The organism is Enterobacter cloacae complex sp. IR5403 (assembly GCF_049238705.1).
Taxonomy (GTDB): domain Bacteria; phylum Pseudomonadota; class Gammaproteobacteria; order Enterobacterales; family Enterobacteriaceae; genus Enterobacter; species Enterobacter hormaechei_C.
This window is the reverse complement of record NZ_JBMKHP010000006.1, coordinates 230,177-256,957: the sequence shown is the minus strand read 5'-3', so window position 1 is coordinate 256,957 and position 26,781 is coordinate 230,177. Positions and strand designations below refer to the sequence as shown.

At 55.3% G+C, this 26,781-nt stretch carries 27 protein-coding genes, 1 pseudogene and 1 riboswitch; of the genes and pseudogenes, 12 read left to right on the top strand and 16 right to left on the bottom strand.

The genetic code is table 11. From position 1 onward, the window contains the following. Window positions 1–11 precede the first annotated feature (11 nt). The 5 genes from rnd to ACOTW6_RS11570 all read right to left on the bottom strand — a co-directional run bounded on the left by rnd (window position 12) and on the right by ACOTW6_RS11570 (window position 6,392). On the bottom strand, window positions 12–1,127 hold the full coding sequence (gene rnd / locus ACOTW6_RS11590; protein WP_213789272.1) for a ribonuclease D: 1,116 nt from the start codon (window positions 1,125–1,127) through the stop codon (window positions 12–14). Window positions 1,128–1,210: 83 nt separating this feature from the next. Next, a complete protein-coding gene (fadD, locus tag ACOTW6_RS11585) occupies window positions 1,211–2,896 on the bottom strand; it encodes a long-chain-fatty-acid--CoA ligase FadD (RefSeq protein ID WP_003859933.1) in 1,686 nt (561 codons plus the stop codon). Between the two features lie 204 nt (window positions 2,897–3,100). Next, window positions 3,101–3,682 (bottom strand): Slp family lipoprotein, encoded by a 582-nt coding sequence (locus tag ACOTW6_RS11580; protein WP_003859931.1) that lies wholly within the window; start codon window positions 3,680–3,682, stop codon window positions 3,101–3,103. A gap of 37 nt (window positions 3,683–3,719) precedes the next feature. After that, on the bottom strand, window positions 3,720–4,415 hold the full coding sequence (gene tsaB / locus ACOTW6_RS11575) for a tRNA (adenosine(37)-N6)-threonylcarbamoyltransferase complex dimerization subunit type 1 TsaB (protein ID WP_213789259.1): 696 nt from the start codon (window positions 4,413–4,415) through the stop codon (window positions 3,720–3,722). Between the two features lie 66 nt (window positions 4,416–4,481). After that, window positions 4,482–6,392, bottom strand: a complete 1,911-nt coding sequence (locus ACOTW6_RS11570) for an ATP-dependent DNA helicase (RefSeq protein WP_023303884.1) — start codon at window positions 6,390–6,392, stop codon at window positions 4,482–4,484. Between the two features lie 133 nt (window positions 6,393–6,525). Between ACOTW6_RS11570 and ACOTW6_RS11565 the strand changes: the two genes are divergently transcribed. Continuing rightward, complete coding sequence (locus ACOTW6_RS11565; RefSeq protein WP_003859927.1) at window positions 6,526–6,870, top strand: RidA family protein; 345 nt, start codon at window positions 6,526–6,528, stop codon at window positions 6,868–6,870. Window positions 6,871–6,875: 5 nt separating this feature from the next. Here the strand turns inward: ACOTW6_RS11565 and ACOTW6_RS11560 are convergent, their stop codons facing one another. Further along, window positions 6,876–7,058, bottom strand: a complete 183-nt coding sequence (locus ACOTW6_RS11560; protein ID WP_003859925.1) for a YoaH family protein — start codon at window positions 7,056–7,058, stop codon at window positions 6,876–6,878. Between the two features lie 61 nt (window positions 7,059–7,119). Between ACOTW6_RS11560 and pabB the strand changes: the two genes are divergently transcribed. The 4 genes from pabB (at window position 7,120) to ACOTW6_RS11540 (ending at window position 12,306) form a co-directional block, all read left to right on the top strand. Beyond that, window positions 7,120–8,454, top strand: a complete 1,335-nt coding sequence (pabB, locus tag ACOTW6_RS11555; protein WP_219241165.1) for an aminodeoxychorismate synthase component 1 — start codon at window positions 7,120–7,122, stop codon at window positions 8,452–8,454. Continuing rightward, the gene (locus tag ACOTW6_RS11550) at window positions 8,451–9,029 is read left to right on the top strand and encodes a CoA pyrophosphatase (protein ID WP_032671651.1); all 579 of its coding nucleotides are present in this window, start codon (window positions 8,451–8,453) and stop codon (window positions 9,027–9,029) included. Before pabB ends, ACOTW6_RS11550 begins: the two co-directional genes overlap by 4 nt. 184 nt (window positions 9,030–9,213) lie before the next feature. Then, on the top strand, window positions 9,214–10,578 hold the full coding sequence (gene sdaA, locus ACOTW6_RS11545) for an L-serine ammonia-lyase (RefSeq protein WP_003859920.1): 1,365 nt from the start codon (window positions 9,214–9,216) through the stop codon (window positions 10,576–10,578). 129 nt (window positions 10,579–10,707) lie between these two features. Further along, window positions 10,708–12,306, top strand: a complete 1,599-nt coding sequence (locus ACOTW6_RS11540) for an EAL domain-containing protein (protein ID WP_421766255.1) — start codon at window positions 10,708–10,710, stop codon at window positions 12,304–12,306. A 6-nt stretch (window positions 12,307–12,312) separates the two neighbouring features. On the opposite strand, the gene yoaE is transcribed toward ACOTW6_RS11540, so the two are convergent. Next, a complete protein-coding gene (gene yoaE, locus ACOTW6_RS11535; protein ID WP_006810992.1) occupies window positions 12,313–13,872 on the bottom strand; it encodes a CNNM family cation transport protein YoaE in 1,560 nt (519 codons plus the stop codon). Next, window positions 13,860–14,018 carry a protein YoaL gene (locus ACOTW6_RS11530; RefSeq protein WP_370883315.1) on the bottom strand — a complete coding sequence of 53 codons (159 nt, stop codon included), beginning with the start codon at window positions 14,016–14,018 and terminating at the stop codon, window positions 13,860–13,862. The genes yoaE and ACOTW6_RS11530 overlap by 13 nt, the downstream gene beginning before the upstream one ends. 316 nt (window positions 14,019–14,334) lie before the next feature. Here ACOTW6_RS11530 and manX point away from each other — a divergent pair, with 316 nt between their 5' ends. The 5 genes from manX to mntP all read left to right on the top strand — a co-directional run bounded on the left by manX (window position 14,335) and on the right by mntP (window position 18,500). Then, a complete protein-coding gene (gene manX, locus ACOTW6_RS11525; protein ID WP_121478825.1) occupies window positions 14,335–15,309 on the top strand; it encodes a PTS mannose transporter subunit IIAB in 975 nt (324 codons plus the stop codon). A 47-nt stretch (window positions 15,310–15,356) separates the two neighbouring features. Next, the gene (manY, locus tag ACOTW6_RS11520) at window positions 15,357–16,157 is read left to right on the top strand and encodes a PTS mannose transporter subunit IIC (protein WP_063868486.1); all 801 of its coding nucleotides are present in this window, start codon (window positions 15,357–15,359) and stop codon (window positions 16,155–16,157) included. Between the two features lie 12 nt (window positions 16,158–16,169). Further along, entirely contained in the window at window positions 16,170–17,021 is an 852-nt protein-coding gene (locus ACOTW6_RS11515; RefSeq protein WP_006810994.1) for a PTS mannose transporter subunit IID, read from the top strand. A gap of 54 nt (window positions 17,022–17,075) precedes the next feature. After that, window positions 17,076–17,534 carry a DUF986 family protein gene (locus ACOTW6_RS11510; protein ID WP_121478824.1) on the top strand — a complete coding sequence of 153 codons (459 nt, stop codon included), beginning with the start codon at window positions 17,076–17,078 and terminating at the stop codon, window positions 17,532–17,534. Window positions 17,535–17,732: 198 nt separating this feature from the next. Then, a riboswitch (yybP-ykoY riboswitch) is annotated at window positions 17,733–17,932 on the top strand. A gap of 1 nt (window position 17,933) precedes the next feature. Further along, window positions 17,934–18,500, top strand: coding sequence for a manganese efflux pump MntP (gene mntP, locus ACOTW6_RS11505; RefSeq protein ID WP_139157934.1), 567 nt, complete (start codon window positions 17,934–17,936; stop codon window positions 18,498–18,500). On the opposite strand, the gene rlmA is transcribed toward mntP, so the two are convergent. The 6 genes and pseudogenes from rlmA to mgrB all read right to left on the bottom strand — a co-directional run bounded on the left by rlmA (window position 18,497) and on the right by mgrB (window position 22,855). Beyond that, entirely contained in the window at window positions 18,497–19,312 is an 816-nt protein-coding gene (gene rlmA / locus ACOTW6_RS11500) for a 23S rRNA (guanine(745)-N(1))-methyltransferase (protein ID WP_121478822.1), read from the bottom strand. The two genes, mntP and rlmA, sit on opposite strands and share 4 nt — an antisense overlap. A 39-nt stretch (window positions 19,313–19,351) precedes the next feature. Next, entirely contained in the window at window positions 19,352–21,097 is a 1,746-nt protein-coding gene (gene ftsI / locus ACOTW6_RS11495; protein ID WP_121478821.1) for a peptidoglycan glycosyltransferase FtsI, read from the bottom strand. 216 nt (window positions 21,098–21,313) lie between these two features. Next, window positions 21,314–21,523 (bottom strand): transcription antiterminator/RNA stability regulator CspE, encoded by a 210-nt coding sequence (cspE, locus tag ACOTW6_RS11490; RefSeq protein WP_001062678.1) that lies wholly within the window; start codon window positions 21,521–21,523, stop codon window positions 21,314–21,316. A 12-nt stretch (window positions 21,524–21,535) separates the two neighbouring features. Beyond that, a pseudogene (locus ACOTW6_RS11485) lies at window positions 21,536–21,680 on the bottom strand (DUF2627 domain-containing protein). A 669-nt stretch (window positions 21,681–22,349) separates the two neighbouring features. After that, entirely contained in the window at window positions 22,350–22,637 is a 288-nt protein-coding gene (locus ACOTW6_RS11480) for a YebO family protein (RefSeq protein ID WP_121478820.1), read from the bottom strand. A 74-nt stretch (window positions 22,638–22,711) separates the two neighbouring features. After that, on the bottom strand, window positions 22,712–22,855 hold the full coding sequence (gene mgrB / locus ACOTW6_RS11475; RefSeq protein WP_003859906.1) for a PhoP/PhoQ regulator MgrB: 144 nt from the start codon (window positions 22,853–22,855) through the stop codon (window positions 22,712–22,714). Window positions 22,856–23,015: 160 nt separating this feature from the next. Here mgrB and ACOTW6_RS11470 point away from each other — a divergent pair, with 160 nt between their 5' ends. After that, window positions 23,016–23,255, top strand: a complete 240-nt coding sequence (locus ACOTW6_RS11470) for a YobH family protein (protein WP_003859905.1) — start codon at window positions 23,016–23,018, stop codon at window positions 23,253–23,255. Between the two features lie 63 nt (window positions 23,256–23,318). Here the strand turns inward: ACOTW6_RS11470 and kdgR are convergent, their stop codons facing one another. Further along, window positions 23,319–24,110, bottom strand: coding sequence for a DNA-binding transcriptional regulator KdgR (kdgR, locus tag ACOTW6_RS11465; RefSeq protein ID WP_003859903.1), 792 nt, complete (start codon window positions 24,108–24,110; stop codon window positions 23,319–23,321). A 178-nt stretch (window positions 24,111–24,288) separates the two neighbouring features. On the opposite strand from kdgR, the gene ACOTW6_RS11460 reads away from it, so the two are divergent. Continuing rightward, window positions 24,289–25,662, top strand: a complete 1,374-nt coding sequence (locus ACOTW6_RS11460; RefSeq protein WP_121478819.1) for an MFS transporter — start codon at window positions 24,289–24,291, stop codon at window positions 25,660–25,662. Between the two features lie 51 nt (window positions 25,663–25,713). Here the strand turns inward: ACOTW6_RS11460 and htpX are convergent, their stop codons facing one another. Further along, window positions 25,714–26,595 carry a protease HtpX gene (gene htpX / locus ACOTW6_RS11455; protein ID WP_121478818.1) on the bottom strand — a complete coding sequence of 294 codons (882 nt, stop codon included), beginning with the start codon at window positions 26,593–26,595 and terminating at the stop codon, window positions 25,714–25,716. Window positions 26,596–26,781 lie beyond the last annotated feature (186 nt).

The following is a 26,781-nucleotide window of genomic DNA, read 5'->3' as shown; positions in this document are numbered from 1 at the left end:
GCTACAATTCTTTAGCGCGGATACCCTTCCAGCAGGGTATTCAGGCGTTCGGCCATCAGTTCCCCCCGCCATCCGGCGACCAGCTCCGGTAAACCATTTTGCGGTTTCAACTTCCAGTGCCAGTTCAGCAGCTGGTTAATCTGACGACGTGAAGCCAGCAGTTCGGCACTCAGTTTGCTTTCCCCCGCCACCGTCTGCACCAGCGCTTTGATATCTTTGAACGCCTTGCGGTAGCCCGGCATATCCATCAGGTTAAGCAGCGGTTCTGGCAGTGCGTCCTCCGGCAGCTGCTGCGCTTTCTCTACCAGCGCGAGCAGCGTTTTACCGTGGAAACGGATCTCACTTCCGGAAAGGCCAATGCTATCCAGTTCGCCAAGGCTACCCGGCATATAGCGCGCCACCGCCCACAGGTGTTCTTCACGCACCACGAAGTTAACCGCCAGATCGCGCTCACGCGCTTTACGCAGACGCCAGTCAGCCAGCAGTTGCAGACAGGCCAGCTGGCGGGTGCGCAGCTGCCAGGCGTTGGTGATGTCACGCCAGGCTTCTTTCGGATCAACCACTTCCTGGCGACGCTGCTGCGTCATGCGGCACTCGTCCAGTGCGGCAGACAGCCAACCGGACGCCTCAGCCTCTTTCATGAGCTGGCCGGCAATTGGAAGAAGGTAAAAGACGTCTGCCGCGGCGTATTCAAGCTGACGCGCCGTTAGCGGACGTGCGAGCCAGTCGGTACGCGATTCGGTCTTATCCAGCGTCAGACCGGTGTACTCTTCCACCATCGCCGCAAAACCCCAGGAGAGCGGACGACCGCTGAACGCCGCGAGGATCTGGGTATCAATCAGCGGCTGCGGCATAATGCCAAAGGTGTTGAGAAAGACTTCCAGATCTTCACTGCCCGCGTGCAGATATTTGGTCACGGCGGTATCCAGCAACAGCTCGCGCATTGGCGCCCAGTCAGTAATGCCGAGGGGGTCAATCAACGACACGTGTTTGCCGTCATACATCTGAATCAGACCCAGCTGCGGATAGTACGTTCGGGTGCGGACAAATTCCGTATCCAGGGCGATAGCGGGAAATTCACGCGTCACCTCGCACAGCGAAGCCAGCTCGTCGTTGGTAGTGATCATCTGGTAATTCAAATCGGACTCTCTTTTGTTTGCGCCCATAAAAAACGCCGGCTTAACCGGCGTCTGGGCGATTAACGTGAAGCTCAGGCCTTATTGTCCACTTTGGCACGGGCTTCGTCACGTAATTCTCGTCGTAATATCTTCCCGACGTTGGATTTCGGCAGCTCATCCCGAAATTCCACCAGCTTCGGCACTTTATAGCCCGTCAGCTGACGGCGACAAAACGTTATCAGCGCATCCTCGGTAAGCGAAGGATCTTTCTTGACCACAAATATCTTCACCGCTTCACCGCTGCTGCCGGAAGGAACCCCCACCGCCGCCACTTCCAGCACGCCGCTGTGCTGCATCACCACGTCTTCGATTTCGTTCGGATAGACGTTGAAACCTGACACCAGAATCATGTCTTTCTTGCGATCGACGATGCGCAGGAAGCCTTCGTCATCCATCACCGCGATGTCGCCCGTGTGCAGCCAGCCGTCTTTGATGATCTCATCCGTGGCATCCGGACGTTGCCAGTAGCCCAGCATCACCTGCGGCCCTCTGACGCACAGCTCTCCTGGCTCGCCGTGAGGCACTTCGTTATCCTCATCATCCACCAGTTTTGCTTCCGTCGACGGGACCGGCAGACCGATACTGCCGCTGTGGTAGTCGATATCATGCGGGTTAACGCTGACCAGCGGGGCGCACTCCGTCAGACCATAGCCTTCCAGCAGATACTGCCCGGTGAGTTTCACCCAGCGCTCGGCCACCGCCTGCTGAACCGGCATCCCGCCGCCCGCAGAGAGGTGCAGCGTGGAGAAATCGAGCTGCTGGAACTCTTTATTGTTAAGCAGCGCGTTAAAAAGGGTGTTCACGCCGGTCATGGCGGTGAACGGGTATTTCGCCAGCTCTTTGACCAGCCCCGGAATGTCGCGCGGGTTGGTGATCAATACGTTTTGACCGCCAAGCTCGATAAACAGCAGGCAGTTCATGGTCAGCGCAAAAATGTGATACAGCGGAAGCGCGGTGATCACCAGCTCCTTGCCTGGATGCAGCAGCGGTCCGTAGGTGGCATTAACCTGCTCAAGGTTCGCCAGCATGTTACGGTGGGTCAGCATCGCCCCTTTCGCCACGCCGGTGGTGCCGCCCGTGTATTGCAGGAAGGCCAGATCCTCAGACACGATCTCCGGCTTCACGTACTGCATCCGGTAGCCCGCATGCAGGGCACGGCGGAAGGAGATGGCATCCGGCAGGTGGTATTTCGGCACCAGCCGCTTAACGTATTTAACGACAAAGTTGACCAGCGTACCTTTCGCGGTAGAGAGCTGGTCGCCCATGCGCGTCAGGATGACGTGCTTAACCTGGGTTTTTTCAACCACTTTTTCCAGCGTGTGGGCAAAGTTGGAGACAATCACAATCGCCGCCGCACCGCTGTCATTCAACTGATGTTCCAGCTCGCGCGGGGTATAGAGCGGGTTAACGTTAACCACGATCATCCCTGCCCTGAGGATCCCGAACAGCGCCACCGGGTATTGCAGCAGGTTTGGCATCATCAGCGCGACGCGATCCCCTTTCTGCAAGCCCAACCCTTCCTGTAAATAGGCTGCAAACGCCCGGCTGCGCTCTTCCAGCTTACGGAAGGTCATCACTTCGCCCATATTCACAAATGCGGGCTGGTCAGCGTAGCGCCGTACCGAGTGTTCAAATAATTCAATCAGGGATTGATAACGGTCAGGATTGATCTCCGCAGGGACATCCGCGGGATAACGGTTAAGCCAAACCTTTTTCAATGCATCACCTCTGAAATGAGTGTTCGTCGTCATCACAGCCCCGATAATAAACAGTTTGTTAACATTATATTAACTCAGCGTACCAGTTTATTAATTGTTCAGATTGCAGGTTGCGAAGCGCGTCACTCTTTTTTTTTCGTTTTATCCGTAAAAAAACAGAGACAGCGGCTGAGCCGCTGTCTCTTTCCTAACAATAACAGTAAGTTACTCAGTTACGATTGTTTGAACCTGTGCAGGGCCTGGATTGTACCAACCCCAGCCACCGTAGCCGTAACGATACGGATGCGGACCCCACATCCACGGATCGATAGGCTGTGGCGGCATCACCACCTGCTGGGCGATACGCCAGCGTTTGTAGCCGTTCACCTGCATGGTCATAAATTTGTATGGCGTATTGCCGATTTTCCCCGCCACCGAACCGGTAATCGGCCCGACGACGGTCACCAGCTGCCCGCGGAAATCTACCGGATCGAGGAAGCCGCTGACGTCAGCGTAGATCCGCCCGCGCGAGGCTTCACCCAGAACAGGCCGCGCGCCGTCGTCCAGCGGAACGGTGGCAATCTCCAGCCGGGTTTTCCCCTGCTGGTTTAGCACTTCAACCACCTTGCCGCCAAACCGCGCTTCCTGCCCGACATACAGCTCCGGGGCATTCATCACGCGTACCAGATCCTGCTGTGGCGTCGGGCTGGTGCCCTTGATCGCATCAGGAACGGTGACGCACCCGCTCAGTGCTATGGCAACCGCGCCTGCCATAAAAAAGCGTACAACTTTAGTCTGAACCGCCATGATGCGACTCCTTTTTCTCAGTTCCTGTTACTGAGATTCACGCGCGGCCAGGAAGTTTCTTCCACGCGACGGTGTTTCGTAAATAAACCGGTTCCGCGTGTTCAACCGCCACGGTTTTTCCTGCGGCAAGTAGCTGACAGGCAATCGGCAGCATATCTTCTGCAGCGGGCAGGAGCATGTTACCGTCCACCAGCGTAAGGCCGGTGTCCTTCGCCATCTCAGGCCATGCCGGCCAACCGGTTCCGACCGTCGCCCACTCACCGGAGAGCTGTTTCAGGCGCCCGGTGACGGCGTCAGGTTTAAGCACCGCTTCCGTCTCTTCGCCGTGCCAGACGCCGTTTTCGTCACGGGTGTACTCCGCCCAGTAGACTTCCCCCATGCGGGCATCAATCGCAGCCAGCACGCGGGTGGCACCGGTCATGCGCCAGGCGCCCTGAGCCATGGTCGCAAGCGTTGAGACGCCGATCATCGGCAGGTCAGCGCCCAGCGCCAGCCCCTGCGCAATGCCTATCCCGATACGTACGCCCGTAAAGCTGCCCGGGCCACGGCCGTAGGCCAGCGCGTCGAGGTCAGTCAGGGCGGTGTTGCCCTCGGTTAAAATGGTTTTTACCAGGGGCAGAATACGTTGGGTGTGTTCCCGTGGGCACTCTTCGAAATGAGCAAAAGTCGTACCGTCGTTCCACAGGGCAACGGAACAGGCCTCTGTCGCGGTATCAATAGCCAGAATTCGCATCAGTCGTCGCGCTCTCGCAATGGTCAGTCACAAAATGGCGCGCATCTTAACACACTCCGGGAAGAATTACTCCGCCGTCGGGTTCGCCAGGAAGCGGACCGCGCGTTTAATATCCCGCGTGCGCGGCGCGGGCGGCAGGCTGGCGAGGAAGGTCGCGCCGTAGGGACGCATCACCAGGCGGTTGTCGCAGATCACCAGCACCCCGCGGTCGGTGACGTCGCGGATCAGTCGCCCTACTCCCTGTTTAAGCGTGATGACCGCGTCCGGCAGCTGGACGTCGTCGAACGGATCGCCCCCGCGCAGACGGCAATCCTCCATGCGCGCTTTCAGGAGCGGATCGTCCGGCGATGTGAACGGCAGCTTATCGATAATCACCAGCGAGAGCGTATCGCCGCGCACGTCCACCCCTTCCCAGAAGCTGCTGGTCGCCACCAGCAGGGCATTACCGGCGCTGACAAACTGCTGGAGCAGCTGGCCTTTGCTGGTTTCCCCCTGCAACAGCACCGGTAGTGTCATGGTGGCGCGGAACTGCTCGGCCAGATCGCGCATCATGGCGTGTGAGGTGCAGAGCATAAAGCAGCGCCCGTTGTTGGCCTCGATCATCGGCTTCAGCATGGCCGCCAGATGGCGCGCCGCGCCCGGCTGGTTAGGCAGCGGCAGATTGCGCGGCACGCACAGCAGCGCCTGTTTCTCATAGTCGAACGGGCTCGGCAGAAGCAGGGATTCCGCCTGCTCAATGCCGAGGCGCTCGGTAAAGTGGTGCAGATCGTCATTGACCGACAGCGTGGCCGAGGTAAAGACCCAGGTGCCGGGCTTTTGCGCCATCACCTCTTTGAATTTATCGGCAACGGTCAGCGGCGTGAGCGCCAGGGTGAAGTGGCGCGAGGTACATTCGTACCAGTAGCTATAGCCCGGCTGGTTGATCTCTTTCAGCCGCTTCAGCCGCCCACGGTAGAGCGTGGCGCGCTCGAAGGCGGCGTCCAGCAGCGCTGAACGTCCGAGGGACAGCTTCGCTACGTCGTAACAGAGTTCAAGGGCATCGTCGAGCAGCAGCAGCGCGCGCTGGATATTTTTGTCTGCGAGCAGTTCGCGCAGGTTGCCGCGATAGCCCGGCTCGCCAAGCTGTAAGCGGAAGTCCTGTGCGCATTGCGCCAGGCGGTCCGCGCACTTCTGCAACTGCTGGGTATCTTTGAGTTCGGTGCGATAGGCGATGGTAATATCTTTCGCCAGATCCTGAAGCTGACGGCTGGAGAGCGACTGACCAAAATACTGGCTGGCGATGTCCGGTAGCTGATGGGCTTCATCGAAGATCATCACCTCCGCCTCCGGGATTAGCTCGCCGAAACCACTGTCCTTGACCACCATATCCGCAAGAAACAGGTGATGGTTCACCACCACCACGTCGGCGTCCATCGCGGTTTTACGCGCTTTCACTACAAAACAGTCTTTATACAGCGGGCAGTCGCTGCCGAGGCAGTTGTCATTGGTGCTGGTCACCAGCGGCCAGGCTGGGGAGTCTTCCGGCACGCTCGCGCAGGTGCTGATGTCCCCCTCCTCCGTCTGGTTGGCCCAGGCGCGCAGGACGATCACATCGCTCAGGGTTTGTACCGGCAGGTCGCCGCCCGCCAGCGCCTGCTGTTCAAGACGCTCCAGACACAGGTAGTTAGAACGCCCTTTCAGCAAGGCCAGACGCCCTTTGTATTTCAGCGCTTTCGCCACCGTGGGTAAGTCGCGGCTGTAGAGCTGATCCTGGAGCGCTTTTGATCCCGTAGAGATGATCACCTTTTTTTTCGCCCGCAGCGCAGGAGCGAGGTAAGCGTAGGTTTTCCCCGTACCGGTACCGGCCTCCACGACCAACGGCTGCGCCTTGTCGATAGCGTGCGCAACGGCATGCGCCATCTGACGTTGGGGTTCGCGCGGTTTAAAGCCGGGAATAGCCTGTGCTAACTGACCTTCTGGGGAAAAATCGTCTGCCACGGTGTTCTCTCACTGTATTTTTGCACAGGGATTATGTCAGCCCCTTCTCTCCGGTGCCACCCCAAATAGTGACGACGGCGGAACATTATGGCAGTCTTGCCGCCTGACGACGAAAGATAACGAGGATACGTTTATGACAATTACGCGCATTGATGCCGAAGCCCGCTGGTCTGATGTGGTGATCCACAACCAGACGCTGTACTACACCGGCGTCCCTGCCAACCTGGACGCTGACGCCTTCGAGCAGACCGCGAACACCCTGGCGCAGATCGACGCCGTACTGGAAAAACAGGGCAGCGATAAATCCCGCATTCTGGATGCGACAATTTTTCTGGCGAATAAAGACGATTTTGCGGCGATGAATAAAGCCTGGGATGCGTGGGTGGTGGCGGGGCACGCGCCTGTACGCTGCACCGTACAGGCCACGCTGATGAAACCGGAATATAAGGTTGAGATCAAGATTATCGCGGCAGTGTAAGCCGGTTATTCTTCATCTTCATCCTCAAAGCGCGCCACGATCCGCTCGCCGGTATGGGTGGCGCGAAGTTCTTCCGCAACCTGAGAAATTGCCTGTCCGCTGCTCATCCCCTGGGACATCAGCTCCTGAATACGTTCAACGGCTTTCTGCTGTTGGTCATGGCTGAGAGAAGGTAAACCTGCAAACATCGTTAACTCCTGCTAAATTATTCGCGCTAATTATTTCACGCTGCCCGGTAGTATGCCATACATGAACATGCGCTTCCCCACTGTTATGACCTTGCCCTGGCGTGCAGACGCCGCCGAGTTCTGGTTTGCCCGTCTGAGCCACCTTCCTTTTGCCATGCTGCTGCACTCCGGCCATGCGAATCACCCCTACAGCCGCTTTGATATTCTGGTGGCCGACCCGGTTAAAACGCTGACGACCGATGCGCTGTCGCCAACGGACGATCCGCTGATGCGGCTTCAGAACGAGATCCAGGCTCTGGGCTTATCTGCCACACCGGATCCGGATCTGCCTTTCCAGGGGGGCGCGCTGGGCCTGTTTGGTTACGATCTGGGTCGCCGTTTCGAAACGCTGCCCGAGCATGCGCAGGCGGATATTTCCCTGCCGGATATGGCGGTGGGGCTGTATGACTGGGCGCTGATCGTGGATCACCGTAAGCAGACGGTTTCCCTGCTGAGCCACCGGGACGTGCAGGCGCGTCTGGCCTGGCTTGAGGCGCAACGGCCCGCCACCCCGGAACGCTTTATGCTGACCTCCGGCTGGCGCTCGAACATGAGCGCGGAGGAATACGCGGAAAAATTCTCCCGCGTGCAGGCGTATCTTCACAGCGGCGACTGTTATCAGGTCAACCTTGCCCAGCGTTTCCAGGCGGCGTACGAGGGAGACGAATGGCAGGCTTTTACCCGCCTCAATGCCAGCAATAAGGCCCCGTTCAGCGCATTTTTACGCCTTGAACACGGCGCCATCCTCAGCCTTTCGCCTGAGCGTTTTATTCACCTGGCTGACGGTATGATTCAGACCCGCCCGATAAAGGGCACCCTGCCGCGCCTTGCCAACCCCGACGCCGACCGCCAGCAGGCGAAGACGCTGGCAGCTTCGCCGAAAGATCGCGCTGAAAACCTGATGATTGTCGATCTGATGCGCAATGATATTGGCCGCGTCGCCGAGCCGGGCAGCGTGCGCGTGCCGGAGCTGTTCGTCGTGGAGCCATTCCCGGCGGTGCATCATCTGGTCAGCACCATCACCGCACGCCTGCCAGCCTCACGAACCGCCTGCGATCTGCTCCGCGCCGCGTTTCCGGGCGGCTCCATCACCGGCGCGCCGAAGGTCCGGGCGATGGAGATCATCGACGAACTGGAACCGCATCGGCGCAACGCCTGGTGCGGCAGCATCGGCTATGTGAGCCTCTGCGGCACCATGGATACCAGCATCACTATTCGCACCCTGACGGCCTGCGACGGTAACCTGTACTGTTCCGCAGGCGGTGGCATTGTGGCCGACAGCCAGGCGGAGGCGGAATTTCAGGAAACCTTTGATAAAGTGAATCGTATCCTGAAACAACTGGAGAACTCACGGTGAAGAAAGACAACCTGACGCTGGATGATTTTCTGTCGCGCTTTCAGCTTCTGCGGCCCCAGGTTAACCGCGCCACGCTGAATCAACGTCAGGCGGCGGTGCTGATCCCGGTCGTGCGTCGTGAGCAGCCGGGTCTGTTGCTTACCCAGCGCTCACCGCATATGCGAAAACACGCCGGTCAGGTTGCGTTCCCGGGCGGCGCGGTGGACAGCACCGATGCATCCCTGATTGCCGCCGCGCTGCGCGAAGCGCATGAGGAAGTGGCGATCCCCCCGGAGACGGTCGAGGTGATCGGCGTGCTGCCGCCAGTGGACAGCGTAACCGGTTTTCAGGTCACGCCGGTCGTTGGCATTATTCCGCCCGATCTTCAGTATCACGCCAGCGTCGATGAAGTTTCAGCGGTGTTCGAAATGCCGCTGGAAGAGGCCCTTCGTCTGGGCCGCTATCACCCGCTGGATATTCACCGCCGCGGACACGATCATCGGGTCTGGCTGTCGTGGTATCAGCATTATTTTGTCTGGGGCATGACGGCAGGCATCATTCGTGAGCTGGCCCTGCAAATCGGCCTGAAGCCTTGACTATACTTTACATTCCACCCTTTTCTGGCAGGTTTGCGATCGGCGTCGCGCTATTAGCAAAACCATCGTTAACCATTAGTTTAATTCATGTGAATAGTTAAGCCGAGGTTGGTGTTCCCTCTTACACTATGCGCAGTTATAACATCGTTACTGGAACCCCAGTAACCCTGTCAGGAGTGTGAAAGTGATTAGTATATTCGACATGTTCAAAGTGGGGATTGGTCCTTCCTCTTCCCACACTGTAGGGCCGATGAAGGCCGGTAAACAGTTCGTCGATGATCTGGTCGAAAAAGGATTACTGGAAAGCGTTACCCGTGTCGCCGTAGACGTTTACGGTTCACTGTCATTAACGGGTAAAGGCCACCACACCGATATCGCCATTATTATGGGTCTGGCAGGCAATATGCCGGACACTGTTGATATTGATGCCATTCCGGCATTTATCCGCGACGTGGAAACGCGCGGACGCCTGCTGCTGGCTAACGGTCAGCACGAAGTGGACTTCCCGCAGGATGACGGGATGCGTTTTCGTAGCGACAACCTGCCGCTGCATGAAAACGGCATGACCATCCACGCCTGGAGTGGCGAAAAAGAGATCTACAGCAAAACTTACTACTCTATCGGCGGCGGCTTTATCGTTGACGAAGAACACTTTGGTAAAGAGAGTGCGGGCGACGTCAATGTGCCCTATCCGTTTAAATCGGCCACCGAGATGCTGGGCTACTGCAAAGAGACCGGTCTGTCCCTGTCCGGCATGGTGATGCAGAACGAACTGGCGCTGCACAGCAAGAAAGAGATTGAAGACTATTTTGCTAACGTGTGGCAAACCATGCGCGCCTGTATTGACCGCGGGATGAACACCGAGGGTGTTCTGCCTGGGCCACTGCGCGTGCCGCGTCGTGCCTCTGCTCTGCGCCGCATGCTGGTCACTACCGACAAGTTCTCCAATGACCCAATGAACGTGGTCGACTGGGTGAACATGTTTGCCCTCGCGGTTAACGAAGAGAACGCCGCGGGTGGTCGCGTGGTGACGGCGCCAACCAACGGCGCGTGCGGTATCGTTCCGGCGGTGCTGGCCTATTACGATCACTTTATTGAGCCCGTGACGCCGGACATCTATATCCGTTATTTCCTCGCGGCAGGCGCTATCGGCGCACTGTACAAAATGAATGCGTCCATCTCTGGTGCCGAAGTAGGCTGTCAGGGTGAAGTGGGCGTGGCCTGCTCCATGGCGGCAGCGGGTCTGGCAGAACTGCTGGGCGCAAGCCCTGAGCAGGTCTGCGTGGCGGCGGAAATCGGCATGGAACACAACCTCGGCTTGACCTGTGACCCGGTTGCCGGTCAGGTGCAGGTGCCGTGCATTGAGCGTAACGCCATCGCCTCCGTCAAAGCGATCAACGCCTCACGTATGGCGATGCGCCGTACCAGCGAGCCACGCGTGTCGCTGGATAAGGTTATTGAAACCATGTACGAAACCGGCAAGGACATGAACGCGAAGTACCGTGAGACCTCGCGCGGCGGTCTGGCCATTAAGGTGCAGTGCGACTAAGCCTTCCTTTCGCCCATCTGCAACGGATGGGCGAATTTTCCCCTCTCGTCTCGTCGCTTCCCGTATTCCCCACTACACTGTCACTGTTGCGTCTGGCTTTTCCGGCCGGTGCTTAACAGGCGACCGTTCATGCAAACTGCACAAACGATCATTAAAGACTATCGCCGAAAACGCGTTATCGTCTGTGTCACGGTTGCGCTCGTTACGCTCGTCCTGACGCTGGGTATTCGCTTTATTTCACAGCGCAACATAAATCAGGATCGGATCCACGACTTTACCCACCACACCGTGCGTGCGCTTGATAAGGTGCTTCTTTCGTTAGAGGCCCAGCGGGAAACGCTACTTTCACTGGTTGGCATACCCTGTTCCGAAGCAAATCTGATCCTGCGAAAACAGGCGGCGATCCTCCAGACCGTACGCTCCATCGCCCTCATTCAAGACGGAATACTGTATTGCTCAAGCGTCTTTGGCAGCCGTAATGTGCCCGTCAGTGAGTTTGTGCCGGAGCTGCCAGTCAGTGAATCCAGGCTGCTGCTGTTGACCGACCGGTGGCTGGTAAAAGGCAGCCCGGTACTGATTCAGTGGTCTCCCGTTGCGGGCGATGGCAACAACGGAGTGATGGAGGTGGTGAATATCGATCTCATCACTAAAATGATTCTCGAGCCACAGCGGCCGCAGATCACCGACGTTGTCCTGAGAGTGGGAAATAACTTCCTGCGCGACGGGCAACAGGTGACGACTACGCCGACCTTCGATGAAAACGCCTCCCTGCTGGAACAATCGTCACAGCATTACCCTTTCAGCGTCACGGTGAGCGGCCCCGGGCCTGGCGAAATGGCGTTGAAAAATCTGCCCACCCAGTTGCCGCTGGCGTTGATGCTCAGCTTACTGATGGGCTATATCGCCTGGCTCGCCACCGCGCGGCGCATCAGTTTCACCTGGGAAATCAATATGGGAATTGCGGCCCGGGAGTTTGAGCTCTTCTGCCAGCCGCTGGTGAATGCCCGCACCCGGGAATGCGTCGGCGTCGAGATCCTCCTGCGCTGGAACAACCCGCGTCAGGGATGGATTTCGCCCGATGTCTTTATCCCTCTGGCCGAAGAACATAACCTGATTGTTCCGCTTACCCGCTACGTCATCAGCGAAACGGTGCGGCAGATAGGCTATTTCCCGGCCTCGCGCGATTTCCATATCGGCATTAACGTGGCCGCCAGCCATTTTCGCCGCGCGACGCTGATCCGGGATCTCAACCGCATCTGGTTTAACGCCAACCCTGTACAACAGTTGATCGTCGAGTTAACCGAACGCGATGCGTTGCTGGATGTAGATTACCGCATCGTGCGTGAGCTGCACCGCAAAGGGGTGAAACTTGCGATTGATGATTTTGGGACCGGCAACAGTTCACTTTCATGGCTAGAAAAACTGCATCCGGATGTGCTGAAAATCGATAAATCCTTCACCACCGCGATCGGCACCGACGCCGTGAACTCAACGGTAACGGATATTATTATTGCGCTGGGTCAGCGGCTGAATATTGAACTGGTTGCGGAAGGGGTGGAAACCGAGGAGCAGTCACGCTACCTGCGCCGTCACAGCGTACATATTTTGCAGGGGTACTTGTATGCGCGGCCAATGCCGCTGCGCGAGTCTCCGAAATGGCTGGCGGAAAGTCACTCTCCGCCAGCCCGTCACAACGGACACATCGTGCCCTTACTGCCGTTACGCTAGATAGCGTTACTCTTCTTCGTCGTGTGCAGAGTGCTCTTTAACAATACGCACCATATCAACGCGATAGTCGTTGGCTTCGACGATGGTAATTTGCAGCGGCGGCAGCTCCAGCACATCACCAATACGCGGGATCTGCCCGTTAACGGCAATCACCAGCCCCGCCACGGTGGCAATGTCTTCATCATCATTGACCACGTTTTCGACGCCCAGCGTGTGCGAGAGCGCATGCAGGTCGGTGGTGCCTTTCACCAGCCAGCCGTCACCGTCGGCAACGATTTCCGGCGTTTCATCCGCATCAGGGAATTCACCGGCAATGGCTTCCAGCACGTCCAGCGGCGTCACCAGGCCCTGTACTACACCAAATTCGTTGGTGACGATAACAAAGCTCCCGCGGGCACGACGCAATACGCCCAGCAGGTTGATCGGATCCAGCGTTTCAGGCACCACGATAGCGGGCGACGCGGCCGCTACGGCCTCGACGTTAACGCCCTCTTCCAGCGCCACCAGCATCTCTTTCGCGCGTACCACACCGATGATCTCATCCAGCTCACCCCGGCAGACCGGGAACAGGCTGTGCGGCGAAGAGAGCAGCTGCTGACGAATTTCGTCGACGCTCAGGTTGGCGTCCACCCAGCTGATTTCGCCGCGCGGCGTCATAATGCCGCGCAGGGAGCGGGAAGCCAGCGAAAGCACGCCATTGATCATATAGCGTTCTTCTTCCACAAACGCGCCTTCCGGCACCGGAACCGGGTTGCGGTTCTCGTTATCAGCCTGCACGTTCACCTGGCGACGGCCGCCCATCAGGCGCAGGATCGCATCGGCGGTACGGGCGCGCAGCGGCTGATTCGACTGCTGCTTAATAAAATTACGGCGCGCAATCTGGTTAAACAGCTCGATCAGAATCGAGAAGCCAATCGCGGCGTACAGGTAGCCTTTCGGAATATGGAAGCCAAAACCTTCTGCCACCAGGCTCAGACCAATCATCAGCAGGAAGCTCAGACACAGCACCACTACCGTCGGGTGCTGGTTGACGAAACGCGTCAGCGGCTTCGAGGCCAGCAGCATTACCGCCATCGCAATCACCACCGCCGCCATCATCACCGGCAGATGGTTTACCATGCCGACCGCCGTAATCACCGCATCCAGTGAGAAGACCGCATCAAGCACCACAATCTGGAGAACAACCACCCAGAAGCTGGCGTAACCCTTACCGTGGCCATCATCATGCTGCCGGTTCTCCAGCCGTTCATGCAGCTCTGTTGTGGCTTTGAACAGCAGGAACAGTCCCCCCACCAGCATGATTAAATCGCGGCCGGAGAAGGTAAAATCCATGACGGTGAACAGGGGCTTCGTCAGGGTGACCATCCACGAGATCACAGACAGCAAGCCCAGACGCATGATCAGCGCCAGCGAGAGGCCGATCAGACGGGCTTTATCACGCTGTTTCGGCGGCAGCTTATCCGCGAGGATGGCGATAAACACCAGGTTATCAATACCGAGAACGATCTCCAGCACGACCAGCGTAAGCAAGCCTACCCAGATTGACGGGTCCATTAAGAATTCCATGACACGCTCCTGCTAAAGGAATGACAAAACGGTGCCCCGCTAATGTCGGGCATTTCAAAGGGAATGAGAGTCGATGCGTGGCGAAGATCGCCGGTGATTAAGGCGCGGAATGGCCTGGAAGATGACTGACGTCGGTGACGGTCCATATAGTGGGCTGTAGCCCTATACTCCTGAATAATTAAACGGACGCTAAACATATCAGAGACAATTGGTTTTTAGCAAAGATTTACGTTCCTTTGCAAACTTCTGTAACACACGCGGATTATCTTAGAGAAAAATCTGTAAGGCGTGGCTAAATTACGGATCTTCATCACATAAATTATTTTTTCACTATCTAAAATAATTCGCGGAAGTCTTAGTTTTTTGAACTCTAACCCTTATCTGAATCGATTCGGTTCGCCAATACGATTCTCAGTACGCCTGCCTGGCAGACGTATAAATGATAATAAAAGGAGGTAGCAAGTGACCATTGCTATTGTCATAGGCACACATGGTTGGGCTGCGGAGCAGTTACTCAAAACGGCAGAAATGCTGTTGGGCGAGCAGGAAAACGTCGGCTGGATCGATTTCGTTCCCGGTGAAAATGCCGAGACGCTGATTGAAAAATACACTGCTCAGCTTGAGAAGCTGGATACCAGCAAAGGCGTGCTGTTTCTCGTGGATACATGGGGCGGCAGCCCGTTCAACGCTGCCAGCCGCATTGTCGTCGATAAAGAGCATTATGAAGTCGTCGCCGGGGTGAATATTCCGATGTTGGTGGAAACCTTGATGGCGCGTGACGACAATCCAGGTTTTGATGAACTGGTGGCGCTGGCGGTGGAAACCGGTCGCGAAGGCGTGAAGGCGCTGAAAGCGCAGCCGGTTGAAAAACCTGCCCCTGCCCCTGCCCCCGCCCCTGCTGCGCCAAGGGCGGCAGCACCGGCGAAGCCAATGGGTCCGAACGATTACATGGTTATCGGCCTTGCGCGTATTGATGACCGTTTGATCCACGGCCAGGTGGCGACACGCTGGACCAAAGAGACCAACGTACAACGCATTATCGTGGTCAGTGACGAAGTGGCCGCCGACACTGTCCGTAAAACCCTTCTTACCCAGGTTGCACCGCCGGGCGTCACCGCGCACGTCGTGGATGTCGCCAAAATGATCCGCGTTTACAACAACCCGAAATATGCGGGTGAGCGCGTGATGCTTCTCTTCACCAACCCGACAGACGTCGAACGCATTGTTGAAGGCGGCGTGAAAATCACCTCCGTTAACATTGGCGGTATGGCATTCCGTCAGGGCAAAACGCAGGTCAACAACGCGATTTCAGTGGATGCGAAAGATATCGAGGCCTTCAACAAACTGAATGCACGCGGTATCGAACTGGAAGCCCGTAAGGTTTCCACGGATCAGAAACTGAAAATGATGGATTTGATCGGCAAAGTGGGGAAATAAGCCCGGGCCGGTTTTTCATATAGAGCTTATGTAATAGGAGAAGTGCAATGGAGATTACTACTCTTCAGATTGTGCTGGTGTTCATCGTCGCATGTATTGCGGGTATGGAGTCCGTACTTGATGAATTTCAGTTCCACCGCCCTCTGGTGGCCTGTACGTTGATTGGCGCCGTTCTCGGTGACATGAAAACCGGTATCATCATCGGTGGTACCCTGGAAATGATCGCCCTCGGCTGGATGAACATCGGTGCGGCAGTTGCGCCAGATGCTGCGCTGGCGTCCATTATTTCAACCGTTCTGGTTATCGCTGGTCATCAGAGTATTGGTGCCGGTATCGCGCTGGCCATCCCGCTGGCCGCAGCGGGTCAGGTGCTGACCATTATCGTCCGTACTATCACCGTTGCCTTCCAGCACGCGGCGGATAAGGCGGCCGAAAACGGCAACCTCACCGCGCTCTCCTGGATCCACGTTTCTTCCCTGTTCCTGCAAGCGATGCGTATCGCGATCCCTGCGGTTATCGTGGCGATCTCTGTCGGTACCAGCGAAGTTCAGAGCATGCTGAATGCGATCCCTGAAGTGGTCACCAGCGGTCTGAATATCGCCGGGGGTATGATCGTGGTGGTCGGTTATGCGATGGTCATCAACATGATGCGCGCGGGCTACCTGATGCCATTCTTCTACCTCGGCTTTGTTACCGCTGCGTTCACCAACTTCAACCTGGTTGCGCTGGGTGTGATTGGTGCGGTGATGGCGATTCTTTATATCCAGCTCAGCCCGAAATACAACCGTGTCGCGGGTGCCCCTGCGCAGGCTGCTGGTAACAACGATCTCGATAACGAACTGGACTAACAGGTGAGCGAAATGGTTGATATGACAAAAACTACCACTGAGAAAAAACTCACTCCGGGTGATATTCGTGGCGTGTTCATCCGTTCTAACCTGTTTCAGGGTTCATGGAACTTCGAACGTATGCAGGCGCTCGGCTTCTGCTTCTCCATGGTGCCGGCCATCAAACGCCTGTATCCGGAAAACAACGAAGCACGCCGTCAGGCAATTAAGCGTCACCTGGAATTCTTCAACACCCATCCTTATGTTGCGGCGCCGGTTCTGGGCGTGACGCTGGCGATGGAAGAGCAGCGTGCGAACGGAGCTGAGATCGACGATGGTGCTATCAACGGTATCAAAGTTGGTCTGATGGGGCCGCTGGCAGGCGTGGGCGACCCGATCTTCTGGGGTACCGTGCGTCCGGTCTTTGCGGCGCTGGGCGCCGGGATCGCCATGAGCGGCAGCCTGCTCGGTCCTCTACTGTTCTTCATCCTGTTCAACGCGGTGCGTCTGCTGACCCGTTACTACGGCGTGGCGTACGGTTACCGTAAAGGGGTGGATATCGTTAAGGATATGGGCGGCGGCTTCCTGCAAAAACTGACTGAGGGGGCGTCAATCCTCGGCCTGTTTGTAATGGGGGCGCTGGTTAACAAGTGGACGCACGTGAACATCCCGCTGGTGGTATCGACGATCACCGGTCAGGATGGTCAGACACGCGTTACCACCGTGCAGACCATTCTGGACCAGCTGATGCCGGGCCTGGTACCGCTGCTGTTAACCTTCGCCTGTATGTGGCTGCTGCGTAAGAAAGTGAACCCGCTGTGGATCATCGTTGGCTTCTTCGTCATCGGTATCGCGGGCTACGCCGTCGGCCTGCTGGGTCTGTAATAAACTGCGTTACCGACCGGGGGCTTGCCCCCGGTCTTTTTATCTGGAGGATGAATGACTGTCACGGACACCGTACTGGTTTTGTTTATTGTTGCCCTTCTGGCTTACGCGATCTATGACGAGTTCATTATGCCTCGCCGCCACGGCGAGACGCTGCTGACCCTTCCCCTCTTACGCCGTGGACGCATTGATGCGTTTATCTTCGCCGGTCTGGTAGTCATCCTGATTTACAATAATGTGACCAGCCACGGCGCAATATTAACCACATGGTTATTATGTGCGCTGGCATTAATGGCGATTTACCTGTTCTGGATCCGCTCGCCAAAACTCATTTTTAAAAAACACGGATTCTTCTTCGCCAATGTCTGGATAGAATATAACCGCATTAAAGAGATGAATTTATCCGAAGACGGCGTTCTGGTGATGCAATTAGAACAACGCCGCCTGCTCATCCAGGTCAAAAATATTGATGACCTGGAAAAGATATACAAATTACTCGTCAAAACTCAATGAGTTAGCATTATAGCATCGGCTATATATTGCATTATTCTTGAACCAGCAATATAGCCGGTGCTATATCTCCTCTGTTAATTAACTTATATTTATTAACGATATTTTCACGCATAAATCTAAATGAAAATCGTTATCAATATAGTGGCTATATAAAGCCATCTTCGTTGTTGTTTTATATTCTCAAAATATGTTAAGGTTGCGCCCGTCGTTGGGGAGTAGCCGATTTCCTGCCTGCGGGAAATGTACGTGTCAACATACTCGTTGAAAAACGTGGCGCGTACGGATTGTTTTCAGCACACTTACTGTGCCAAAGCGATCAGGCGAGACCATAGATACATCAACTGCTGTTTACTGGGGGCAGTGATGTGTCATATGGATATCCCCGGTCTGGACGCTCTTATGAATATCTCCGCTACGATCCTTCTGGCTTTTGGCATGTCCATGGACGCATTTGCCGCCTCTATTGGTAAAGGCGCCACCCTCCATAAACCTAAATTTTCCGAAGCCCTGCGTACCGGTCTCATCTTTGGCGCTATCGAAACGCTGACGCCGCTTATCGGCTGGGGTCTGGGGATGCTCGCCAGCCAGTTTGTGCTGGAGTGGAATCACTGGATTGCTTTCGTGCTGCTGGTGTTCCTCGGCGGACGCATGGTAATTGAAGGTTTTCGAGGCAACGGCGATGAAGACGATGCGCCGCTGCAACGCCATGGCTTCTGGCTTCTGGTGACAACCGCCATCGCAACCAGCCTGGATGCAATGGCCGTGGGTGTTGGTCTGGCATTTTTGCAGGTCAATATTATCACCACCGCGCTGGCGATTGGCTGCGCCACGCTGATCATGTCAACGCTGGGGATGATGGTGGGTCGGTTCATTGGCCCGCTGTTAGGCAAACGCGCCGAAATTCTGGGCGGTATTGTGTTGATCGGGATTGGTGCCCAAATCCTTTGGGCACATTTCGCGGGTTAACCTTCGCGCTGCCAGCAATGGATGCTGAAATCCGTCTGGCAGCGAAATTCTGACTGCGCTGCCAGCGTTTCCCACACCTCTGATTTTGTCCGCCACGCAAACGGCGTCATTTGCAGTAACGCCACCGCTTCACTTCCCTGCAACGTCATTTCATACGCGACCGACTGCGCCTGCTTCAACGCAAAGCCCGCCAGCTGTTCAGAGTGCGGCGCATGCAGGAGAACTTCATCATAGATCAGCCCTTTTAGCTCCAGCAGATGACGCGGCCCTGGCGTGACGGTGATAACCCAGCCGCCGGGCTTAACGACGCGCGCCAGCTCCTCTGCCTTGCACGGCGCATAGATACGCACCACGGCGTCCATACTCGCTTCCTCAAACGGCAGGCGGTGGCTGGAGGCCACGCAGAACGTTACCGCTGAGTAGCGTTTGGCTGCCGCACGGATAGCCACTTTCGACACGTCCAGCCCGTAAGTTTCGGCACCCTTCTCAGCCGCCACGTCAGCAAACGTGGCGGTGTAGTAACCTTCGCCGCAGCCGATATCCAGCATGGCGGATGCGCCTTCTGTCAGATGTTGACGGAGTAAGGCGACAACGGCATCCCTGAGCGGTTGATAGTGCCCGGCATCGAGAAACGCCCGGCGCGCCTGCATCATCTCCGCGCTGTCACCCGGGTCCCGGGAGCGCTTGTGCTGTACCGGCAGAAGATTTACATAGCCCTCTTTCGCCCGGTCAAACTGATGTCCCTGTGGACAGATAAACGTTTTCTCCGCGCGCGTCAGCGGCGCGTGGCAAAGGGGACAACTGAAAGACATGACAGCTCCAGGGCGTAAACCAAAAGGCGAAGTGTACCGCTATTCGCCAGGGTTATAAACGGCTGGGTGATGCATCACGATCAGATGGTCAGAATCTGCCGGCAGCCCGTCTGGCTTCACGTTTTCCAGGCGCAGAACGTTACCCATAATTTCGCTGAACACGGGCGCGGAAACGGCCCCGCCGTAATAGGCACCGTTTTGCGGATCGTTGATCACCACCACCAGCGCAAAACGGGGATCGCTGGCAGGCGCAACGCCTGCGGTATAGGCGACGTATTTATCCACATACTTACCGTGTTCATCGATTTTTTTGGCCGTTCCGGTTTTTATCGCCACGCGATAGTTGCGCACCGCCGCTTTGATCCCGCCACCGCCGGGTAACGCAACGCTCTCCATCATGTGCTCCACCTCGTGAACAATTTCCTCGGGCATCACCCGCTTGCCAATCACCGGCGGGTCGATTCGGGTGATGGACAGAGGACGTTCAATGCCATAGCTGCCGATGGTGGCATACACATGCGCCAGCTGGAGGGGGGTGACCATCAGGCCATACCCAAAGGCAAAGGTCGCCCGGTCTAACTGGCTCCAGAATTTTCGCTGCGGCAGTAAACCTGCGCTTTCTCCCGTTAAGCCAAGCCCGGTACTCTCGCCAAAACCAAAGTGTTTATAGGTATCCAGCAACCGTTGCACGGGCATCGCCAGCGAAAGACGCGACACGCCCGTGTCACTGGATTTTTGCAGGATCCCGGTCATCGTCAGCTCGGGGTAGTAGCCCACATCACGAATACGATGACCATCAATGGTGTAGGGATGCGTGTCTATGACGCTGTCAGGCTGTACCAGCCCCTGCTGTAGCGCCGTCATCAGCACCAGAGGCTTAACGGTCGAGCCAGGTTCAAAGGTGTCGCTGATCGCGCGATTGCGAAAATCATCCAGCGTTGCCCCTTCCCGGTTGTTGGGGTTGAAGTCGGGGAAGCTCGCCATTGCCAGAATTTCGCCCGTCTGGATATTAATCAGCACCGACGCGCCTGATTCGGCTTTGTTCCACGCCACGGCATTATCCAGCGCGTCTTCGGTGATAGTTTGCAGGCGTTCATCGATACTCAGCTGGATATTATGTGCCGGTACGGGAGCCACCTCCGTGAGGTTCTCCACCACATGTCCGTAGCGATCTTTCCTGACCAGCCGCACACCTGCCTTACCGGTAAGCTGCGTATTGAAGCTTTTCTCGACGCCCTCAATGCCCTGACCATCAATATTGGTGAAGCCAATCAGGTTCGCCGCCACGTGCCCGGCAGGATAAAAGCGGCGGGACTCATCGCGAAGGTTGATACCGGGAAGACGCAGCTTATCGATCCACTTTGCCTGGGCGGGATCAACCTGACGGGCAAGGTAAATAAATCGCCCGTGCGGGTTACTGTTGATGCGCGATGCGAGCGTGCTCAGAGAAAGGTGTAAGGCATTTGCCAGGGCCTGCCAGCGCGAGTCATAACCGATCCCCCCTTTTTCCAGCACTGTTTTGGGATCGGCCCAGACGGCCTGGACAGGTACGCTCACCGCAAGGGGTCGCCCTTCACGGTCCACAATCATCCCACGCGGGGCGTCTATCGCCACTTCGCGCAGGGAGCGCATATCCTCCTGCTTCACCAGATTATCCGGTTTGATAATTTGCAGCCACGCCACGCGGCCCAGCAGAAACGCAAGACTACAAAAGATAGCGAGACACAGAAGTGCAAAACGTGCCGGAGTAAAGTTTCCGGTGGTGGTTATTGTCTTTTTTTTCACCTTAACCCCAGGGCTGTTGATCAACGCCCTGATTTAACGGGAAAAGCAGATAATAAGGCGGGAAAACAATGCTAATAATCTCGCGGGTTTGCAACAAGATAATAACAGCGGAGGATTACGTAATATTTTGAAAAATAAGCGAATAAAAAAGCCCCGCATCGGCGAGGCTTATGTCTGAGATCGAAGCGCTGAGCGCTTCAGTCAGCAGTGATTCGATCAGATAGCAGTTACGTTAACCGCAGCTGGGCCTTTCTGGCCATCCTGAATTTCGAACTCAACGTTCTGGCCTTCAGCCAGAGTTTTGAAGCCGTTACCCTGGATTGCAGAGAAGTGTACGAACACGTCTTTGCTGCCGTCAGCAGGAGTAATGAAACCAAAACCTTTAGACTCGTTGAACCACTTAACTTGACCTTTAATCTTTGCCATTTGCAAAATTCCTTAGAGTGTTTTCTTAGCCCGCGGGCTTTGACATAGATAAAACTGAGACATTACTGCTTGAGGCACTAATATAAGGTTCGGCAGAGAAGCGGTATTCAACGACAACGTGTTTACTCAGGACTTCTTTACTGAAAATGCCACACATAAACAGAACTGTACCTCGTTTGACCCAAAACGTGTTATCACACACAACGTTTAATATGGCAAGCCATTTTTAAACGTGTCTCGATCCGCCGCACAAATTCAGGTGTTACTCCATAACAATCTGCACAGTTATGCGAATTGTCAAATGAAGCGCCACCTGACCTCACTGCCCGCAGGGTGCGTTGCCGCGCCCTGTAATCAAAGACTTTTTAAACATAGCTCAATCATTTCAAAGCGTCCATCCCAATCCCTGATTTTCTTTAAAAGAATGACTGAGTTAGAACATTTTGTGAAAAGTTATGCTGAAAACATTGCAACGCACCGACATGTGTCAGGGGAATATACGATGTTAATTACATTTTGCTAATTGTATTAAAATCCACCATTTAATTAGCGTTATTCTGCACCAAAATAATGAAATTTTTATGACTCTGCCTCAAAACAAGGCAAGCAAAACGTTTCGATAAAAATAAAACACTTCAGGAAAGATAAAACACACATTTTATTCAACGAAACGGTAATTATTGAATAAGGATAAATATTCGCCAGTTTTCAGTATGCTGAAACAATAGTTAACTGCTGCTTAATTATATGTTGGGATGGTGTGGATCACATTTGATAAGGGAGGGGATTTACACCGTACGTCAGGCCACCTCCCTTTCCGGGCAGACTATCGTTCGGCTACCAGGCGAATGAAGTCTTCCTCGTCCTGTTGTTGAGCAACAGCGTCCTTCGGTACCGCTTTCTCCTCCGGCTCGTTGGCTTCGCACAGACGACGCAGCAACGCAGTCTGCCGTTTATGCTGATCGAGCAATGCTTCCAGCAGTTCAATCTGCTCGTTTGTGCGGGAGCTGGCGCGGTTAACGAAGAACCACAGCACCAGCCCAACGACCAGCACCACCAAAGACATTACCAGGGATGCAATGCTCAGCAGCCCCGAATTCAGTAACTCACCCATTTCACCACCTCAGTAAAAACGGTCATTTTACCACTGCCGCCACGTAAGGACATCACTCAGCGTAAAAATGGCCTCTACCAGGGGATAAACTTATTGATTGAACAAATGCCGCTAAAGAACTGTACATCCTGATCGCACATCACATTGATAGTCTGCGTCCACAGCACCACGCATGCTATCAACACTATAATCAGAATTACCCAGCGTATTTTTTTCACTCCACACTCCGTCTTATGACCTGATGCAGCCAGGTTATCACGGTTATCTTAAACAGGGGCTAACTGTACCTTCAACAGACGCTTTTCGGAATCGTGCACTTGTTTCACTGCGTAAACCCGTTACGCTTACTCCATGACAACAAAGAAAAAAGAGGCAGCGATGCGTTTACTTATTCGTACAGTAATTGTACTGGCCATTGTGTGGATCGGCCTGTTATTAAGTGGGTACGGCGTATTAATGGGGAGCAAAGAAAATGCCGCGGGTCTGGGTATCCAGTGTAAATATCTTACCGCCCGGGGGGTAAGCACGGCTCAGTACATCCATTCCGACAGCGGGATCATCGGGTTAACCAACTGCCCCGTGCTGCGTAAATCGTCTGATGTGATTGATAACGGTTAATCAGCGCTGAATTTCGCTTACAAAAACGCCGCATTGTTGCGGCGTTTTTATTGGAAGCGTCGATCAGAACGGATAATCGTTATAGCCCATCTGCTCTGAAATTTTGCGCGCTGCGGTATGCAGGATCGCCACATATTCATGAAGACGCTCTTCAGAGAAACGCAGCGTTGGGAACGAAATACTCAGGCCCGCAATGACAACGCCGAAGCGGTCAAATACCGGTACACCGATGCAACGCAGTCCCTCTTCCTGCTCTTCGTTATCTTCCCCGTAACCCTGCTCACGCACGTTATCCAGCACGCTCAGCAGCTCATCCGTACTGGTAATGGTGCGGTCGGTGCTGCGTTTGTACTCCACCCCGTCAAGGATCTGCTTCACCTCTTCGCGATCGCGCCAGGCCAGCAGTACTTTACCAATTGCGGTGCTGTAGAGCGGGTTACGACGACCGATGCGTGAATACATGCGCAGGTTGTACATGGAGTCAATTTTGTGGATGTAAACAATGCTGTCTTCATCCAGCGCACCGAGGTGAATTGTCTCTTTCGTCAGTCGTGAAAGTTCACGCATCTGAATGTCAGCGCTGCGGATCAGATCCACGTTCTGCAAGGCGCGGGCACCCAGTTCAAACAGTTTCAGGGTCAGAGAATATTTTTCTGATTCTCCCTCCTGCGCGACATAACCCAATGATTTCATCGTCTGCAAAAAGCGATAAACGGTGCTTTTCGACATCATCACACGCTGCGACAACTCTGTAATACCAATTTCACGCTCTTCTCCGAGCGCCTGCAAGATGCCAAACACCTTCAGCACGGAAGAAACAGAATCTGGCTGCTTATCCAAATCTGCGATTGCCATTTATCACCTCATGGAGAGTGTTTTATAAAAATCAGAACCGGTTTTTATTATAAATTCGTGTGATGCGTGCTGCAATCTATCTGGGTTTACTTCGTTACAAATCTGCGACATAAAACCGAAATAACGATGCTAAAATAGTTACTCTGAAAATAATTTCACGCTGAGTCATTCTTTTCCCATGCAAAAAAACGTTTCTGATGGCCTGCCCTTACCGCAGCGGTACGGGGCAATTGCCACTATTGTCATCGGTATTTCGATGGCTGTCCTTGACGGTGCGATTGCCAACGTGGCTCTTCCGACCATTGCCAAAGACCTGAATGCTTCGCCGGCCAGCTCTATCTGGATTGTCAACGCGTACCAGATAGCGATTGTGATTTCTCTTCTGTCGCTCTCTTTCCTGGGTGATATGTTTGGTTATCGCCGGGTTTACCAGTGCGGGCTGGTGGTCTTTACCCTCACCTCGCTCTTCTGTGCCCTTTCAGATTCACTGCACACCCTTACGCTGGCGCGTATCGCCCAGGGTTTTGGCGGGGCGGCGCTAATGAGCGTGAACACGGCCCTGATACGGCTTATCTACCCTCACCGCCACCTGGGGCGCGGGATGGGCATTAACTCCTTTATTGTGGCCGTGTCGTCCGCCGCCGGGCCGACGATTGCCGCCGCCATCCTGTCCGTTGCCTCGTGGCAGTGGCTGTTTGCCATTAACGTGCCGCTGGGCATTGTGGCGATCTTCTTCGCCCTGCGCTATCTTCCGGAAAATGGTCCGAAAAGCACCATGCCACGTTTCGATCTGCCCAGCGCCGTGATGAACGCGCTGACCTTTGGCCTGCTGATTACCGCGCTGAGCGGATTTGCGCAGGGGCAGTCTCTGTCGCTCATTACCGCAGAAATCGTTGCCATGCTTATCATCGGCTTTTTCTTTGTACGACGTCAGCTGGCGCTGCCCGTGCCGTTACTGCCGGTGGATTTGCTGCGTATTCCGCTGTTTTCGCTATCCATTTGTACCTCCATTTGCTCGTTCTGCGCCCAGATGCTGGCGCTGGTTGCGCTGCCGTTCTTTTTGCAGAGCGTGATTGGCCGTTCAGAAGTGGAGACAGGCTTGCTGCTCACGCCCTGGCCTCTGGCAACCATGGTGATGGCCCCGCTGGCCGGTTACCTTATTGAGCGCGTCCACGCCGGGCTTCTGGGGGCGATTGGACTGGTCGTCATGGCGGTGGGCCTATTTGCACTGGCGCTCCTGCCCGCCTCGCCGGGGGATCTGGATATTATCTGGCGCATGATCCTGTGTGGGGCCGGTTTTGGTCTGTTCCAGTCCCCTAATAACCACACGATTATCACCTCTGCTCCACGTCATCGCAGCGGTGGCGCCAGCGGGATGCTGGGCACGGCAAGACTGTTAGGGCAAAGCACCGGGGCCGCACTGGTGGCCTTGATGTTTAACCTGGCCGGGCAGAATGCGACACACGTTGCGCTGATTACCGCAGGGACCCTGGCGACCCTCGCGGCTGTCATTAGCGGTCTACGTGTCACCCAGCCAAAGGCACAGGCATAAAAAAACCGGGCGGAGAAGGACTCCTGCCCGGTTGTTTTCAACCCGATTACGTTACTTCAGGTATTCGCCGCTACGCAGCGCTTCAATACGTTTATCCAGCGGCGGGTGAGACATAAACAGCTCGCTCAGCGACTTTGACTTGCCGTTGATGCAGAAGGCCATCATGCTGTTTGCTTCCTGCGGCTCGTAGCTGGTTTTCAGACGTTGCAGCGCAGCAATCATCTTCTCACGACCCACCAGTTTCGCGGAACCGGCATCCGCGTGGAACTCACGATGACGGGAGAACCACATGGTAATGATGCTTGCCAGGATACCGAACACCAGCTCCAGCACCATTGAAACAGCAAAATAGATCAGCGGGTTGCCGTTGCTCTCTTCACCCTCATCACGGTTGCCACCCATAAACCCGGCAGCAATCTGCGCCAGAATACGGGAAATAAAGATTACGAAGGTGTTCACCACGCCCTGGATCAGGGTCATGGTGACCATATCGCCGTTAGCGATGTGGCTGATCTCGTGAGCAATAACCGCTTCTGCTTCGTCACGGCTCATGTTTTGCAGCAGACCGGTGCTGACGGCCACCAGGGACGCGTCACGACGCGCACCAGTAGCAAACGCGTTGATATCCGGCGCGTGGTAGATGGCTACCTGCGGCATGGCAATGCCCGCCTGCTTCGACTGCTGAGCAACCGTGCTAATCAGCCACTGCTCCATATCGTTACGCGGTTGCTCAATAACTTCACCGCCCACAGATTTCAATGCCATCCACTTCGACATCAGCAGTGAAATGAAAGAGCCACCGAAACCAAACAGCAGCGCCATAATCAACAGACCCTGAACGCTGCTCGACTGAATTCCCGTCAGGCTTAGCACCAGCCCGAATACCACCATCACCGCCAGGTTGGTGAGCAGGAAGAGCGCGATTCGCATCATAATATTCTTTTAACCTCAGTTTAACAAAACGCACTATGCGATTACCCACATCGTATGGGTATTACGGCTATTTTCAAGCATCCAGACGGCGTAAGTCACCAGAAAGACACAACTTTACACAATTGGAAATCTGCCTGACGGAAGGAAGAAGAACAAAAAGAAACAGGCACAATTTCTTGTGCCTGT